At 49.0% G+C, this 17,009-nt stretch carries 16 protein-coding genes and 1 tRNA gene; 9 read left to right on the top strand and 8 right to left on the bottom strand.

Annotated features, from left to right (window positions below):
* Positions 1-79: 79 nt before the first annotated feature.
* Positions 80-1,291: a DUF819 domain-containing protein gene (locus tag DW949_RS10165; RefSeq protein ID WP_118023110.1), complete on the bottom strand. Its 1,212-nt coding sequence runs from the start codon at positions 1,289-1,291 to the stop codon at positions 80-82.
* 191 nt (positions 1,292-1,482) lie between these two features.
* Between DW949_RS10165 and DW949_RS10175 the strand changes: the two genes are divergently transcribed.
* Entirely contained in the window at positions 1,483-2,103 is a 621-nt protein-coding gene (locus DW949_RS10175) for a TetR/AcrR family transcriptional regulator (protein WP_118023112.1), read from the top strand.
* Between the two features lie 60 nt (positions 2,104-2,163).
* Entirely contained in the window at positions 2,164-2,535 is a 372-nt protein-coding gene (locus DW949_RS10180; RefSeq protein WP_118023113.1) for a hypothetical protein, read from the top strand.
* A gap of 306 nt (positions 2,536-2,841) precedes the next feature.
* On the opposite strand, the gene DW949_RS10185 is transcribed toward DW949_RS10180, so the two are convergent.
* Positions 2,842-3,603: an HpcH/HpaI aldolase/citrate lyase family protein gene (locus tag DW949_RS10185; protein ID WP_118023114.1), complete on the bottom strand. Its 762-nt coding sequence runs from the start codon at positions 3,601-3,603 to the stop codon at positions 2,842-2,844.
* A gap of 262 nt (positions 3,604-3,865) precedes the next feature.
* On the opposite strand from DW949_RS10185, the gene DW949_RS10190 reads away from it, so the two are divergent.
* Together DW949_RS10190 and ilvD are read left to right on the top strand one after the other, a co-directional pair.
* Positions 3,866-4,555, top strand: a complete 690-nt coding sequence (locus DW949_RS10190; protein WP_118023115.1) for a GntR family transcriptional regulator — start codon at positions 3,866-3,868, stop codon at positions 4,553-4,555.
* A gap of 209 nt (positions 4,556-4,764) precedes the next feature.
* Entirely contained in the window at positions 4,765-6,426 is a 1,662-nt protein-coding gene (gene ilvD, locus DW949_RS10195) for a dihydroxy-acid dehydratase (protein WP_118023116.1), read from the top strand.
* Between the two features lie 55 nt (positions 6,427-6,481).
* Here the strand turns inward: ilvD and DW949_RS10200 are convergent, their stop codons facing one another.
* The 3 genes from DW949_RS10200 to DW949_RS10210 form a co-directional block, all read right to left on the bottom strand.
* On the bottom strand, positions 6,482-6,730 hold the full coding sequence (locus DW949_RS10200; RefSeq protein ID WP_118023117.1) for a helix-turn-helix domain-containing protein: 249 nt from the start codon (positions 6,728-6,730) through the stop codon (positions 6,482-6,484).
* Between the two features lie 245 nt (positions 6,731-6,975).
* Positions 6,976-7,248 (bottom strand): hypothetical protein, encoded by a 273-nt coding sequence (locus DW949_RS10205; protein ID WP_118023118.1) that lies wholly within the window; start codon positions 7,246-7,248, stop codon positions 6,976-6,978.
* 66 nt (positions 7,249-7,314) lie between these two features.
* A complete protein-coding gene (locus DW949_RS10210; protein WP_118023119.1) occupies positions 7,315-7,920 on the bottom strand; it encodes an isoprenylcysteine carboxylmethyltransferase family protein in 606 nt (201 codons plus the stop codon).
* 170 nt (positions 7,921-8,090) lie between these two features.
* Between DW949_RS10210 and DW949_RS10215 the strand changes: the two genes are divergently transcribed.
* A tRNA-Ala gene (locus tag DW949_RS10215) sits at positions 8,091-8,166 on the top strand.
* A gap of 156 nt (positions 8,167-8,322) precedes the next feature.
* Complete coding sequence (locus DW949_RS10220; protein ID WP_158570669.1) at positions 8,323-9,348, top strand: protein tyrosine phosphatase; 1,026 nt, start codon at positions 8,323-8,325, stop codon at positions 9,346-9,348.
* Positions 9,349-9,408: 60 nt separating this feature from the next.
* Here the strand turns inward: DW949_RS10220 and DW949_RS10225 are convergent, their stop codons facing one another.
* Positions 9,409-9,876, bottom strand: coding sequence for a hypothetical protein (locus DW949_RS10225; RefSeq protein WP_118023121.1), 468 nt, complete (start codon positions 9,874-9,876; stop codon positions 9,409-9,411).
* Between the two features lie 99 nt (positions 9,877-9,975).
* The gene (locus tag DW949_RS10230) at positions 9,976-10,815 is read right to left on the bottom strand and encodes a hypothetical protein (protein ID WP_118023122.1); all 840 of its coding nucleotides are present in this window, start codon (positions 10,813-10,815) and stop codon (positions 9,976-9,978) included.
* Between the two features lie 290 nt (positions 10,816-11,105).
* Between DW949_RS10230 and DW949_RS10235 the strand changes: the two genes are divergently transcribed.
* From DW949_RS10235 to DW949_RS10245, 3 genes are all read left to right on the top strand, one after another.
* On the top strand, positions 11,106-12,437 hold the full coding sequence (locus DW949_RS10235) for an anaerobic nitric oxide reductase flavorubredoxin (protein WP_118023123.1): 1,332 nt from the start codon (positions 11,106-11,108) through the stop codon (positions 12,435-12,437).
* 272 nt (positions 12,438-12,709) lie between these two features.
* Positions 12,710-13,945, top strand: a complete 1,236-nt coding sequence (locus DW949_RS10240; protein WP_118023124.1) for a [Fe-Fe] hydrogenase large subunit C-terminal domain-containing protein — start codon at positions 12,710-12,712, stop codon at positions 13,943-13,945.
* A 24-nt stretch (positions 13,946-13,969) separates the two neighbouring features.
* On the top strand, positions 13,970-14,773 hold the full coding sequence (locus tag DW949_RS10245) for a C39 family peptidase (RefSeq protein WP_118023125.1): 804 nt from the start codon (positions 13,970-13,972) through the stop codon (positions 14,771-14,773).
* A gap of 212 nt (positions 14,774-14,985) precedes the next feature.
* On the opposite strand, the gene DW949_RS10250 is transcribed toward DW949_RS10245, so the two are convergent.
* Positions 14,986-16,626 carry an MBL fold metallo-hydrolase gene (locus tag DW949_RS10250; protein WP_118023126.1) on the bottom strand — a complete coding sequence of 547 codons (1,641 nt, stop codon included), beginning with the start codon at positions 16,624-16,626 and terminating at the stop codon, positions 14,986-14,988.
* Positions 16,627-17,009: the final 383 nt, after the last annotated feature.

The raw sequence follows: 17,009 nt of genomic DNA on the forward strand, positions 1-17,009 counted from the left end.
TTCATATAACAAAAACGGAGCCATACTAACATAAACCGATGGTCTGCTTAGTACAGCTCCGTTTTATAATTTTTTCGTGTCAGGCCCCCAGCAGACTGCCGACGATGATACCCAGATAGGTACCGATGACGTAACCAAACGTACCGACCAGCATAGACGGCCCGACGAGGCGGGTCCATCCCTGGGAAATAGCCATGCCGGCAGCCGTCGTCGGTCCGCCGATATTGGCATTGGAAGCCAGGATAATATCTTCCAGATCGAAATGGAACAATCTGCCGCCGATGAAGCAGAATGCCATATTGACGACGACCATGAGGAAGCAGAATACAAATAGCAGCGGTGCATTGCGCAGGATTTCCATAATCGAAGCAGGCACGCCGATGACGAAGAAAAAGAGATAAATGAAATATGTCCCCACTTCCTGGGCGCCATGCATAGCCGCAGCTTTTTTAGCAAAAAACGTGGCATACACCATGGAAATGACCGTAATCCACACATACTGGCTGCCAAAGAAAGTATTGCACATATCGAGGAACCAGTTTCCTTTAGGGATGACACCGGCCAGCCCTGCCGCAATCAGTTTGGAAATGGTCACGACGATGACAGCATAGGCCAGATCGATGGCAATATCTTTAAGGGAAATATCTTTTCTCCCCCAGTAAGCCGCAGCCAGCGTCTTACCTTCTTCCGATACGCCGTTCTGCAATACGGCGTCAATATGGGGATGGGTATAGACCCGGCGGAAAAAGGCATTGCCGGCAATAGCCAGCAGGACCAGGAAATAGACCGCCATATTGAGATTATCGGCCACCGTCGCCGACGAAACGAGGGTGCCGCCAGCCTTGAAGGCATCGGCCAGTGCCGTAAAATTCACGCCGCCGCCAATATACGAGCCGGTCATCATGGCAGCGACCTTAGGAAGCCCCGGCACAAAAGGCCCCAGCAGCCAGGTCCCCAGAACGGCCCCACAGACCGTGCCGGCAGAGCCAATCAAAAAAATAAAGAGCAGCCGCCCCGTTTCCCGCCATATTTTCTGCAGGTTTGCCTGCAGCAAAAGGAGCGGAATGGCCAGAGGCACGGCATAGCCCCAGACAACATCGTCATAAATGGGCGCACTCGTAGGAATAATCCCCGTATTGACCAGAACCAGGGCCATGACCAGCGCGATGACGGCGCCGGAAATCCGCGACGCCCAGGTATACCGTTGTTCCAGATAAATAGAAACCGCTACGGCTCCGCACATTATCGTCATGAGCATCCACGTATTCTGCGGACTCACCAGAGTTGCCATACAAAATCCCCCTTATGCCTAGTGATTATCACAATTAGTATGATGTACATTATACATGATTTCTGCCAATTATCTACCCTCTCTATACCCTTTTTTCTTATCCAATCGGACATTTTCCTCCATTGTGTCCAGTCTTTGCCAATTCTAAAACAGTTTCTGTTATAATAAAGGGCAAAAGGAGGATGTCTCATATGAATAACCCATTTTCCCCCAAACTAAAAACACTGCCGAAAATGACATCCGGCAGGATTGCTCTCTGGCAGGCCATGACTGTATTAGGATATAAGAAACAATATCATGAAATCACCGTAAAGGAACTCTGCAAAACAGCCTATATCGCCCGCAGTACGTTCTATCTGACGTATAAAAATATAGATGAACTTCTCATGGATATGGAAGATTACTATCTCCGTCAGCTCATCCCGATTTATGACGTATACGTCAAGACCAACTATCTCAACCGGCAGGATCATTTCTGTTCCGACACGATCCGCTATATACAGGAAAACAGAAAGGTTTTTTACCTGTTTCTCGTCCAGCAGCCTAATATGCGGTTTATCCAGAAATGGAAGATTCTGATCAAATATTGTCTCTGGGAAAATCTGAAGAAAGACGATACATCGGGAGCCCTTGCACCGCAGGAAGAACTGCCCTTTGAAATGATTTCCGGCGAAATCGTCACCGCCCACGGGATCCTGTTGAAATATACCCAGGAGGAAACCGTAGAAGACTTAAAAAAGGTTCTGAACGAGGGATTATGTTTCTTCGGAAAAATGTACACCCTGATCAATACTGGACAGAATGCGCAATAATGTCGCAGACATCCCGATATCTGTAAGCTATACTATACATAACAGAAAGGGATGATACATATGACGAAAAGTAAAATGACATTCGTATTAGGACTCGCAATTTCCATGCTCATGAGTACAGCCGTATTGGCAGCCGAACCGGCGACCATTGCCGGCGGGGGCACTGGCGGCATCGGCTCCGATATTGCTACACGGGCCTTCAACGAAGGATCGACGGGCAATGAAGCGATCCAGAGCACGGCCAGCCCCGCCACAATTGCCGGTGGCGGTATCGGTGGTGTCGGTTCCGATGTTACTGCCCGTGTCTTTAACGCCAATCTGACTGGTACGGAAAATACCAGTCCCGCCATGCCGGAAACCATTGCTGGCGGCGGTACAGGTGGCGTAGGAAGTGATACCTGTCTCCGCTCATTCAATTTGTACCACAAATAATATAGCAAGACCCTCTCTGCCCCCGGCGTTTCCTTCCCCTGACGCCGGGGGCAAAATTATGTGTACATCAATGTATCACGCCCATGGATGCCAGTACGACAAAAATGACAAAGGCCACGACGACCAGCATCCCCATCTGCAGCATATTCACAGCCATCCTCCTCTCCTGTACTATACTTATCATACCATAGATTACCCGGTCCGGAGAAGAACGTCACTGGTACCACATCGGCAAACCAAGGCAAATAAAAACGGGGCTGCCCAAAGACAGTCCCGTTTTTATTTGTAGTACCATAACATATAGCCTTATTCTGCGTGGAAGGCATCCGTATTAGCCTGGAAATGCTGATACAGGCTGACCGTATCCGTCTGCAGAGCCAGATACTGTACGCCCCTCTGTTTCCAGTTGATGGCCGATTCGATGCTGTCTACGTACAGACCGATTGCCACGCCATTTTCTTTGCCCAATTTCAGGATCGTATCAATCTGAGCCAGAACCTTGGGATGTTCCGTCTGTCCCGGGATGCCAAGGGATGCCGAAAGATCATAGGGTCCGATGAATACGACATCTACGCCTTTGACTTTCAGTATATCCGAAATATTTCTGGCTCCGTCCTGCCCTTCTACCTGGAGCACGACGATGGTATTGGCATTAGACTGGCCAAAGAACTGTTCACTCGTCATGCGGCCATATTCGCCGGCATGGACAAAACGGTTGCAGCCCCGTTCGCCTTCCGGTGTGAATTTTGCGCCTTTGACAGCCCGTTCTGCTTCTTCGGCAGATCCGATTTCTGGAATTTCTACACCGTCAGCACCTGTATCGAGCACTTTTCCAATGAGGGTCGGATCATTGGTATTGACGCGGAAAATAGCGGCTGTCCCTGCCAGCTTTGCCGCACGTGCCAGATTGGCTGCATCTTCGACAGCGATTTCGCCGTGTTCCCCATCGAGAATCACGAAATCATATCCTGCCAGACCGGCAATCTGTGCAATGGCCGGGTTATTCAATTCGATGAACGTTCCCAGCAATGCTTCTCCATTTTTGATTTTTTCCTTGAATTGATTCATGCATACCACTCCTCTGAAAGAGGCTCCCTACTTGTAATCATAGCACGTTTTATATATAATCAAAATGCAAGTTCGTAATAGCAATCGTACATATTATCACCTATACTCATACTACTCAGGGTATCACAGACCCGTTTCCGTTGCACTATGTGGAAAATATTAATATGATTTTGGGAATATTTTGACATCCGTAGCAAAGTCTAAGTCATCTATGCTATAATAACCTATAGCATGCATCTATAACGTTTACAGAGGGTTAACTATGACAGAACTAAAACTATCACCGAAAAAGCCAAGGGAAAACAGCCGGGAATATGTTTTCCGCATGATGTACGACAATATCATGTCCTTCCAGCTCGTGCTCGGCACCGCTATTTCCGAACAAGACATTTCATCCCAGCTCGACATCAGCCGTACGCCCGTGCGCGATGCCTTCGTACGCCTGGCCCAGCTGAAGCTGCTCGATATCGTTCCACAACGTAAAACGACAGTATCGCGGATCCATACAGAACAACTCGACGATTCCTGTTTCATGCGCCAGGCCGTGGAATGCGCCATTATCAAGCAGGCCTGCGAAAAATTCCCCAAAACACACCTGAAACGCCTGGAAAATAACCTGGCACGGGAGCAGCAGGCCATTGCAAAATCAGACAATAACAGCTTGTTCAGATTGGATGAAGTACTACATAAAACAATTTTCGATGGCTGCCATCGCGGCCGCATCTGGGATTACCTTACCCAGACGGACCTCAATTATCTCCGCGCCCGCGTGCTGGTCACCATGTCCCGGGTCAATCAGATGGAAATCGTATTCGACCAGCATCGCCGGATCGTAGAAGCCATCAAAAATCAGGATGAACAGGCGGCTCTGGACGTAATGGGCCCCCACGTCGTCCGAGTCCTCCCCCTTCTCAAAGGGCTAAAAGAATTCTATCCGACCTATTTTGCATAACTCATACAACGCTAATCCGGCCCCGTCCATGACAGGGCCGGATTTTTGTATGCACAGGACACATGTATCTTTCATAAAGCATATAGATTATTCATACTGGACAAGATATGCCGTTTCTGCATTGACATTCATCAGAAAAGAAACGTATACTTAACGTACATAAAGCGAATACTAGGATACAAGTAAAATAAGTAAAGGAGTGTATACATATGACTTGGAGAAGTGCATCATTCATCGGCGATCCCGATAAAGGCGCCCTGGCCCGCGGCCTATACCGCTCTATGGGCTATAATGACGAAAATTTCAAAAAACCATTTATTGCTATCGTCAATACCTGGAACGATATCTGCCCGGGACAATATAACCTGAAGCGCATTGCCAGTTATGTCCGCGCCGGCATTGAAGAAAACGGCGGCACCCCCTGCGAATTCGGGACCATCGGCGGCTGCGACGGCATCGCCCAGGGCCACGATGGCATGCATTATATCCTCCCGTCCCGTGAAATCATCGCTGCCAGCATTGAAATCATGGTCCAGGCCCACATGCTGGACGGCATGGTCCTCCTCGGTTCGTGCGATAAAATCGTGCCGGGCATCCTCATGGCCGCTGCCCGGCTGAACCTGCCCGCCATCGTCGTAAACGGCGGCCCCATGTATCCCGGTCACCATAACGGGAAAGACATCGACGTCAATGAAACAGCCGTATACGCTGGAAAATACCGGTCCGGCCAGTGCAGCCGTGAAGAGTTCGAAACGGTAGAACGCGCTGCCTGTCCTACTCCCGGTTCCTGTCAGATGATTGGTACGGCCAATACCATGAGCTGCCTGGCAGAAGGCCTGGGCATGTCCCTGACTGGTTCTGCCATGATTCCCACAGTAGACAAAAAGCGCATGGACGTAGCCCGCCAGTCGGGACGACGCATCGTCGATATGGTCAAAGAAGGTCTCCGTCCCCGTGATATCATCACCCGCAAATCCATTGAAAACGCTGTCCGCCTCGGCATGGCTATCGGCGGTTCGACCAACCTCATCATGCATATCCTGGCCATTGCCCACGAAGCCAAAGTTCCATTTACTATAGACGACTACGAAAAACTAAGCCGTACGACACCACAGATTGCCCGGCTCATGACAGCCAGCCAGTACGACATGGTTGATTTCTACGAAGCTGGCGCCGTTCCTGCCGTCATGCATGAAATCCTGCCCCTGCTTCACGGCGATGCTCTTACCGTAACGGGGAAAACCATGGAGGAAAATCTGAAAGACGCCCGCATCCTGCGTCCGGAGGTCATCCATCCGCTGGAAGACCCGGTCCGCCCCGACGGAGGACTGGCTATTATCAAAGGCAATCTGGCGCCCCTTTCCGGCGTCTGCAAACCCGCAGCCATCCCCGTAGAGCATCATACCTTTGAAGGTCCGGCCAAAGTATACGACAGCGAAGAAGACCTGACCCAGGCCATATACGACAATAAAATTGAAAAAGGAGATATCATCGTCGTCCGTTACGAAGGACCCAAAGGCGGCCCTGGCATGAGAGAAATGTTTACGCCACTGGAATTGCTGCTGGGATATGGACTGGCAGAAGATGTTTTCCTCATCACTGACGGCCGTTTCTCCGGTTCCAACAAAGGCGGATTCGTTGGCCATATTTCTCCTGAAGCAGCTGAAGGAGGTCCCCTGGCTATCGTAGAAGACGGGGACCGCATCCGCATCGATATCCCCAACCGCCGACTCGACCTCCTCGTTCCGCAGGAAGAAATCGACAGAAGACTGGCACACTGGCAGGCTCCGGAACCAAAAATCAAAGACGGATACCTGTCTGTCTATGCCCGCCTGGTCACATCGGCCCATTACGGCGCTATCATCAAATAATCAGAACCGACAAAAGGACTGCCAGGGAAGCCCCGCTTCCCTGCAGTCCTTTTAATCAGTGGATTTCTTTCCAATTTTTTACATACGGGCCGGCAGGTTTCCGTTCGTCTACCAGACCTACCATATAATCGATGGAAGTCTCGTAGAACCGTGCCAGAATAGCCAGTCTGGCAATCGAAATCTTCCGTTTTCCTGATTCATACAGGCTGTACGCCACCTGCGTACAGTGCAGCATATCTGCCACTTCCTGCTGAGACAGCCGGGCTTCATACCGCAATTCCCTCAATCTGCCATATTCCTGCATACCACACCTTCTCTCTGCAGCATACCAAGCAACCACCTATATATAAAATGCAGGGGCGCCTGCCATTGCTCCTGCTATACATAATCCCCCGAGTTTTATTTGCTATAACTATTATAACACGTTATAGGTCATAATGTATTATTTTTCATAAAAAAGATACGATGCATGCTGTTTATGTATAGAAAACAGGTCTTGCCTTCATAATTTGCAAGACCTGCCTGATAGAGAAGATGAATCAGAATATATTATTTTTTTAGAGAACCCCGTTCTGCCTCTACATCGCCGGGAGACCACTCTGCCGCCTGGGCAATGACATCCGTCGCTACGCCGAGTTTCAACAAATTCTGCACTATTTTGCGCATCTGATCCCGGGCCCCGTCCTGCCAGCCTTCGCTCCAGCCATTCTGCCAGACTTCCGTAGTAGAAATCCCTTGATCATAAAACTCTTCCTTCTGTTGCCATATGTTGAGCGTATCCAGTTCATCCGGTGAAAACGTCATATCATCATCGTGCTTCATAGGTATGCCTCCTGCAGTTTTTTACTTATATTATGGCAGGAAGCCGCATAAGAGTAAAGGAAAAAATTAATAGAGCTGCAACAGCTGTGGAATCACTCCGGTGGACTGGATGGCTTCGAGACACTCTAAAATACCGACGACTCCGATAAACCACAATACATCAAAGGCCGCCTTGCGGAAAACTTTGGGCTTTACCGTATATTCTTTCGGTTCGTAATACAGGCTCCTGTCCGGGATGAACCGGGGCACGTCGGCCAGGTATTCTTCGTAAGGCTTGCCAAACAAGCGGAGCAGTTTCTGTTCTTCTGACCGGATTATTACAGGGTATATCACGGCAAATCCCATAATAAGCATTGCTGCCAGCGACAAGGATTCCGTGCACAATCCGACGCCGGCACACCCCAGGAAGCTGAAGAAATACAGAGGATTGCGGCAGACCGAATAGGGACCTTCCCGAACCAGCACCCCGTCTTTATAACCGGCAATATACTGGGCACACCACATTCTTCCCGCCGTCGCCAGCCCCACCAGCAGACATCCTAAAAAGAAAAGAATCCCCGTCAGCATCGGGGCTGCCATTTCCAGCGGTTTTCCCGAAACAAGAAATAACACGACAAAGGCCAGACCCAGTATTTGTGAAATGCGCGTCCTGTATGTAACTAAAAATTTCATATTTCCGTTCCTCCCATGCACTATGTGATTGTCTATACCGGGAGTATACCAATGATTATTAAAAATATGGTATATAAAGGATTAGGAAATGTTAAACAAAGAATATAAATTTTTTAAATCAGGACTTGCGTAATTCACAAATTTGATTTAGGATAATACTATCAGTTCATGGGGATGTAGCTCAGCTGGGAGAGCGTGCGGTTCGCATCCGTAAGGTCGAGAGTTCAATCCTCTTCATCTCCACCAGAAAAACGGAGGCCGTCACTGAAAGTGGCCTCTGTTTTTATTTTATCTTTTACATACTATTACAGGAATTGACCATGGGACGCGTGGACCATGCCGCAATTCCTTTTTTATTGCCGCTGGCCTTATGGAGGCTCTGTCCGGCAGGAAAGGAATCCTATGAAAAACACTGCCATCGTATTTCTGTTTGCACTACTTGCCTGCCCCATCATATCGTACGGGCAGATTCCGCCATCCTCATCAACTCTTCAGGGCCCTTCTCCTGCGGAAGTATCCCGGTTCTCCTGTGAAGGCCGGGTCTGGCGCCTCGACGCCACCGATGTAACGGCACTCCCCCGCAATTTCCGTACAACCGATATGTCCTTCCGGCCTGTCGAAAAAAAATATCAGCAGGAAATCGATGCTGCCTATATTCCGTCCCGGCGAGGACTATCCAGACTGCACGCTTCCGGCTCGGCACAATTCACGGAAAAGCAGCTGCAGGCATTGGCTGGCGTATTAAAAGAAAAGGCATCCGGACCGGTGTACATTGTAGACCTGCGTCAGGAATCCCATGGGTTTGCCAATGGGATCCCCATCAGCTGGTACGGGCCGCGGGACTGGGGTAATAAAGGCAAAAGCCATCACGCTGTCCTTCAGGACGAAAAAAATCGGCTTCACCACCTCAAAGGAAAGACCATCACTCTGTATCAGCAGGGAAAAGACGATGCCGTCCTTCCTGTACGCACCGTCCTCGTCGGCCGGGCACAGACGGAACAAGAACTCGTGCAGGCTGCAGGCCTTCACTATTACCGCATCACGGCTACAGACCACCTCTGGCCCCGGCCGGAAACGATAGACCAGTTCATCCGCTTTGTCCAGTCCCTGCCGCCCCAGGCCTGGCTGCACTTTCATTGTGAAGCCGGCATGGGCCGGACGACGGCTTTCATGAACCTGTACGATATGATGAAAAATCCATCCGTTCCCCTGAAAGACATCCTGTACAGAGAATATGAAATCGGGGGAAATTATACGGCCCATACCGTTTCCCATACCTCTCCATCCGACTGGAAAGGTCCGTACTACAATGAAAAGAGCCGCATGATACGGCTCTTCTATCAGTATGTACAAGAAAATTACCGGACAAACTTTGTCCATTCCTGGAGTAACTGGCTCAAGGCTCACGAAACAGAAAAATATATGTAAAACAAAGACTGCCTGACCGTACGAATTTCCGTCCGGTCAGGCAGTTCTCTCTCAATAAACTTACTTGATTTTCCCTATTTCTATCTCATCAATTTTCCCTTTTTCGATTTCAAAAACCATTCCTACATCAGGTGTCCCAACGGCAGTATAGATGAACTTGTCACCATGAATCACATCGGGTGCGCCATATGTCTCCTGCAACACCGACGCATCCATCCCTACGTGGATTCCTTCCGGCGTCTGCCAGCCATTGTTGGCCGAGGATTCTACACGATATACGATTTCATCCGCCAGATGAATGGATACCGAATCGCCATATTCATACTCGACAACCGACCCGGACGGAACAGACGACGTATACTCACGCTCAATCTCCGTCGGCGCACCGTATATCTGCCGTACATACGAACCATCACTGCCATACCCAATGCCACCCAGATACAAAGACTCCTGGGGTACAGAAGCAAATGCGGCCGAAGCAGCCAGCGTCAAGAGAGTTGCAGAAACAACCATTGTCCATTTTTTCATTTGCGTTCACGCTCCTCATGTAATTTAGATAATTATTATTGATTATTATTCTATCATACAATTTCATGCACTCGCAAGGGGTACGACACAAACCATCGGTCATACTATGACGCGGACGACGATTTTGACGGCTTTGTCCCAGTTGTATCCATCGGGAATGATGGTAATCGTTGACGTTCCCGGTTTGTTTGCCGTGAACAAGTCGTCTTTGCAGGTCAGCGCCCCCTGTCCATTGTACAGGACGCGTTCCCGTATCCCCCGGTTCAGCCGGCGCAACTGCATCGTTTCTCCTACTTTCATGGTCAGCGACTGCTGGGATGTATAAACAATCCCGTTATTACCAATACTAAATGAAATGGTATGTCCTGCCGGGACGGCGATTTCTTCAGGCAGTTCTTTTGCAATCAGGCGTTTGCCTTTCCAGCGGTACACCGTATCCTGATGGCCCATGTGTTCGACGAGCTGGCCATTTTTGATTTCTACATTTCCCTGGAAAATAGCCGACCGGCTTAATAGTACCTGTGGCTTTTCATTCAGCCAGGCCAGTACATCATAGCTCAGGAACGCTCCGCTTCCTTCGTGTTTATACAATACCAGCTGATCCCGTTTATTGTTCAGCAGATTTCCCGACAGGACATGAAGCGGGGCATATTTTCGCTCACTCTGGTAGATAGGAGTCCATTTCTTCTGCATCTCATCATAGGTCATGACAGCCGCCACATGAGATGGCCCATAACTGGCACCTTTCACATATCCGCTCAGGACATAATCATCCGCATCAGCCCCCGTAAAGTGGACCGGCACCTGCTCCTTGAGGACAAATTGCGGTTCCAGCTGCTGAAATGTATCCGCTGGTTCAGCTGCCTGTACCAGCACACCGGACAAACAACAAATGCTCAGAATCTGCAATACCTTTCTCATCCACGTTTTCTTCATCATCAGATGTCCCTCCTGACTATCTTATCACTACATATCTTTTCTGAAAACAGCTCCTGCCAGTCTCCCAGATCCAGTTTTGCCAAGATTGTCATCTCCATTCCCTGCATCGTTTTTTCCATTATACCATGCCCACGGCCATAACCCTATGTTCCTCCGGCAGATTTTTTCAATAAAAATGATAGTCCGTTGCAAATGCAACTGTCACATAGTATCCGCTGGATTATACTAACCATGTAAGGACGAAACGCCGATCTACATGTTAGTGATAATACGAATAGGAGACGATACACATGGGAAAAAAATTGACAGACAAAGTGACCTGGGTAGGAAAAATCGATTGGGAATTGAATGAATTCCATGGACATGAATATTCTACAGAAAAAGGATCTTCGTACAACTCGTACCTGATCCGCGATACGAAGACCGTTTTGATGGACACCGTATGGAAACCCTTTGATGAAGAATTTGTCGCTAACCTGAAGCGCGAAATCGACCTCAGGGACATCGATTATATCGTCATGAACCACAATGAAAACGATCACAGCGGTGCCCTGCCGGCCCTGATGCGTGAAATCCCGGACACACCGATTTACTGCACGAAAAAAGGGGAAGCCATCCTGCGCGGTCTGTATCACCAGGACTGGAACTTCGTCAATGTAAAAACCGGCGATACGCTGGATCTCGGAAGCAGCCAGCTCGTCTTCATCGAAGCCCCGATGCTGCACTGGCCCGATACGATGTTTACCTATATGACCGGCGAAAATATCCTCTTCAGCAATGATGGATTCGGCCAGCACTATGCCAGCGAAAAGATGTACAACGACTGCGTGGACCAGGCCGAACTGTACCAGGAAGCTATGAAATACTATGCTAATATCCTGAACCTGTACAGTCCCATGGTTACCCGTAAGATTGATGAAATCCTGAAAATGAATGTACCTGTATCCATGATCTGCCCCAGCCACGGTGTTATCTGGCGTGATAACCCGCTGCGGATCGTTGCTAAATACCAGGAATGGGCAAAAGCCTATCAGGAAAATCAGATTACTATCATCTACGACACGATGTGGAATTCGACGCGCCGCATGGCCGAATGCATTGCCGAAGGCCTGCGCGAAACTGATCCGACGCTGACAGTAAAATTGTTCAATTCTGCCGTGGATGACAAGAACGACATTGTTACGGAGGTCTTCAAATCGAAGGCCATACTCGTAGGTTCTCCGACGATTAACTACGGCTTCCTCTTCTCCATCGGCGGCATCATGGAAATGATCCGTGGCCTGAAATTCAAGAATAAAAAAGCAGCCGCCTTTGGCAGCTATGGCTGGAGCGGTGAAGCAGTCAAACAGATTACAGCCCTTCTTCAGGGATCCGGTTTTGATGTCGTAAATGACGGACTCCGCTGCCAGTGGAATCCGGACCAGGCAACACAGGAAACGTGCCGCGAATACGGCCGGGAATTTGCAAAAGCCGTCGGCGCCCCGGAAAATCCGGAAGATGAAGTACCGACAGAACTCGGTGATTACAACAACGACGAACAGATCGGCCAGGCTGCAAAGGAACATTTCGAAGATTGGGAAAGAGATGCCCGCGAAGGCGTCAAAGGCGGTTATGCCGGCTAATAGTTTGTAAGACTGTCCCCTTCTATCAGAGATATTTTTAAAAATTTACATTTTATTTCCAACTAAGCATGTGCTCTTTGCTCACATCCAGTGGGCAAAGAGCCTTTGTTTATGTCTGGTTTGGTGAGGAAATTGTACTAGCGATACCAATCCGGACTGGCCTTTCCGATGAGAAATATCAAATGATAATAAAGCTATTGCAATTTCGAAAAATCTGCTAAAATAAAGTTGCATCATTCTATGTTAGCAGATGCTTATAAAGGAGGTTCCTTATGAAAACATTAGATGAACTGTACCAGCAGATGCTCAGGCAGGCCGCTGATGGCAAGCCGATCGATGTCGATGGAGACCCGAAGCTCATCGACTGCCTGGCCCATCCAGACGACCATCCGCTGATCTGGCGGGTAAAACCCTGCGTTTGTCCGCCTGATGAAAAACACCCCTGTGAGGAAGCCTGTTCCTGGGGCGCTATCAAGCCATCTCCCGATGGCAAAGGGCTGGTAATCAACGATGCGGAATGTGTAGGCTGTCAGGCCTGTGTCGATGCCTGCAAACTGGAAAGTCTCAAAACCAGTAAAGATATCATCCCCGTCGTACAGGAACTGCATGACTATGACGGCCCGGTCTATGCACTGGTGGCACCGGCTATCTCCGGTCAGTTCGGTCCTGACGTCACCATAGGGAAGATACGCACCGCCCTGAAACATCTGGGATTCACCGGCATGCTGGAAGTCGCCGTATTTGCCGATATCCTGACCATGAAAGAAGCGCTGGAATTTGACAAAAACGTCCATACAGAAGAACAATTCCAGCTGACGAGCTGCTGCTGTCCTATGTGGATTGCCATGATAAAGAAACTGTATCACCAGCTGCTGCCAAATGTCCCCGGTTCTGTTTCCCCCATGATAGCCGGAGGCCGCACGGTAAAGGCACTGCATCCCAATGCCAAGACCGTATTCATCGGTCCATGCCTTGCTAAAAAAGCCGAACGCAAAGAACCGGATATCGCCGGTGCCATTGATTATGTCCTGACCTATCAGGAACTGCGTGATCTGTTTTCCGTCACCAATATCGATTTGGCCCGGATGGAAGAAGAAAATGTCCCCCACGCATCCCAGTCCGGTATCGGCTATGCCTATGCCGGCGGCGTTTCCGAAGCCGTAGCCATGACCGTCTCCCAGCTGGATCCGGACCGCAAGGTGCCCATCAAGACCCGCAAAGCCGATGGCGTTCCCGGCTGCAAAGCCATGATCAATGACATTCTCGCCGGTAACCGCGATGGCAATTTCTTTGAAGGGATGGGCTGCGTCGGTGGCTGTGTCGGTGGCCCCCGGGCCATCATCAAAAAGGAAGACGGCAAAGCCTGCGTCCAGGCCTACGGACAGGAAGCCCAGAGCCGGACGCCTGTCGAAAATCCTTATGTCATCGAACTGCTTAAACACTTGGGATTTGCTACAGTAGAAGAATTTCTGGAAAAGAGCGACCTCTTCGACCGTCATTTCGACTGACCGTTCATCAAATAAAGGCTGCCTATGAATAAACTGAAACAACGGCTGTGTGCTCTGTTATGTACGACTATACTGATAGGTACAACAGGAGCAGCTTATGCAGCTTCTGATTTTACGAACGATATGAAACTGGCCGTATCTGCCCGGCTGACACCCAATGAAGGAGCTGCCTCCATTGAACGGCAGTACGACCATCCCGATTCCCCGTATTACGCTCATCCCGATTTCTACCACATGAAATCCACGGCATCCCGGATCATTCTCAGCGGATACCAGACCTTCCAACAGACGAGCGAGTGGTCCTGCGGACCAGCAGCCGCCCTGACAGTACTGCAATGGTATGGCCGGGCAGACGGCTGGGACGAGCAAAAACTGGCTGACCTGCGTCATCCTCTGAAGAGCGTGATCGTCCCCGGTTTTCCCAATGGCTATCCGGGAACGACGCTGCGCCAGATGAAGGATATATTTGACGGCGTCGGAGGATTCCATTACATCTCAAGCAGTGACTACCAAAAGAAAGGCCGGACACTCTCTGCCAGCGATGTACGCCAATTCCTGAAAGAGGGCCATCCCATCCTGGTCTGCTGGATAGACTGGAGCGGCCACTGGCAGGCAATCATTGGCTACGATGACATGGGAACCGCCAATGAAGCCGACGACGTCATCATCGTCGCCGATCCGTACGATACCACCGACCATAACCAGGACGGGTATGGAATCTACTCCTGGCAACGGTTCCAATCGATGTTTTCCATGTACAATCAGTTCCCCGGATCAGAAGACGGCAGCAACCAGCTTTTCTTAGTACCCATTCCGGATAAAAAGTAAATTCATAAAAAATCACCTCTGACATCAGTATCCATGTACTAATGTCAGAGGTGATTTTCATTATTAAATTAATTTTCCTGAATTTAACAGGAATCTTTATTTACTAATACTTCTCTAAAATAATATCTTCCTCTCTTCTCTTTTCTAATGATGTCACACTCCATCACTTCAGTAAATTGCATTTTATCCATCCAAAAATGTCAGATATAATCTCATTTCGTATCTGTTGCTTTCCCGGGCACAATGAAGCTTACCGCAAAGCCGTTGTATGTATAGGTGGCACGCTGTCCCTGCGGTATGTTTTCCGGAGCATTTTCGGTCTGGTCACCGGGGCGCACACTGCCACGCGTGTATATGATGTGCCCATCTGCTGTTTTTTCCAGTGTTTCGGTTCGTTTTTGAGTTTTATCGGACAAAGTATAGGTCATCTGAGGGGATATACCGTACATGGCAGCCTGATAGTACTGGTCAAACATGGTGCCATCTTTTTTGCCTGTACCGGCATAGAGTACGTCAAAGTCACTGCGGACGTTCTCTATGCGTTTCATATTTTCTGCAAAGTCTTCCAGTGAGATATTGAGTTCCGCTTTGGATGGGAAAAGAAATTCGTCACCACTGAATAAAATTCTCCGTGACTTATCTAATATGGCAATGCCTCCCAGAGTATGGTTCGAATGGGGAAATGCAATGATCTTCAGTTCCCGGTTGCCGAGATTCAGGGTATAGCCATCGGTCACAGTTATGACCGGATAATCCCGCGGGAAGGTAATTCCGGAAAAACTGGTATAAGGCACGGTCGCATAGGGAATACTTTCTGCCGTCATGAATGCCGCATCAAAGTAGGCATCATTGGCCGTATGATCAAAATGATAGTGCGTATTGATGACATATTTGACAGGCTTCGTCGTCAGCGTTTCTGCATATTGCCGTATATTCCCGGCCCCATACCCACAGTCAATCATAACGGCAATGGAATCCCCTTCGAGAAGATAGCAGTAATCTCCATCAGATTGGATTTTCCACGTGCCGGGAGCGATTTCTTCTGCATCAAACCACGGTTCATCCATCGGAGTCAGTGAGCCATCGCTATTCTTGATAAAAACGTCATGTTTTGAGGAGAAATCGATAGATTGTACTGGCTTCCAGATATAAGAGGAATCTATCTGCGTCACACCGTTGACAATATCTGTACTGTGACCTGCCATGACGCGCTGTGTCATAACCCGTGGGGTCGTTACCCGTATGGGCTCTCCCAAACGCACGAGTGCATCCGTCGCTTCTTCATATCCTGCCATACTTGCCTTTTCATACCACTGCCGGGCCATCGAAAGATTGGCCGGGACTCCTTCTCCTTTTTCGTACATGCGTCCCAGTGCGTTCTGGGCCGGCGCAGAAATAATGTCACTGCGGTATGAAGCTTTTTCATACATTTCTCTGGCCCTGGTATAATCGACAGCCACGCCCAGCCCATCTTCATACATATGTCCCAGATAATAGGTCCCGGTCACATCGCCACGCTGCATCGCCTTCGTATACCATTGCACGGCCGTCTTCAGATTTTTCTCTACGCCATAGCCATTTTCATAACACAGTCCGATATATCGTGACGCTTTGGAATGGCCATGTTCATCGGCATCATGGAAATACTGCAGGGCCAATGTATAATTACCAGACTTATAAGCCGCAATCCCTTTATCCAGGAACGCCCCTGCGAGAAAACTCCGCCTGTGTGACATAGCCCCGTTGGCAAAATGACCCGCTGCCGGAGCTGCCTGAGCCGGCAATACCGTACCCATCCACAGCAGTCCTGTACCTACACAAGCTGTGGCTATGATTTTTTCCCATTGTTTCATACAGACACCTTCTTATTCTGATACCATCTAGTAAAATACGCATGTATTGTATCACATAAACTACGTCTGCATAATAGCTCTATTCATTCTGTACAAAATCCGTGACACAACGTATGTACAAAAAGGATTATTGGTCTGTATCCACCACACAGTCACTCAATCGGAAATGCGGATGCCATTGGGTCCTTTTTCCTTCTGTGAAAAGGTGATGAATTCACGGGCAGCCCGGCTAAGGCGGAAAGCATTGAATGAGAAATATTAAAGGCTGATAATGGTTATAGAATACGTAAATAACCAGAAAGACAAAAAAAGAGGCTGCCTGATCAGACAGTCTCCTGTGAACTGCTCCCCGTCAAGAGGACAATAAAAAATATAAGATTTTT

Origin of the sequence: Megasphaera sp. AM44-1BH, assembly GCF_003467125.1 — a bacterium.
Taxonomy (GTDB): Bacteria; Bacillota; Negativicutes; order Veillonellales; family Megasphaeraceae; genus Megasphaera.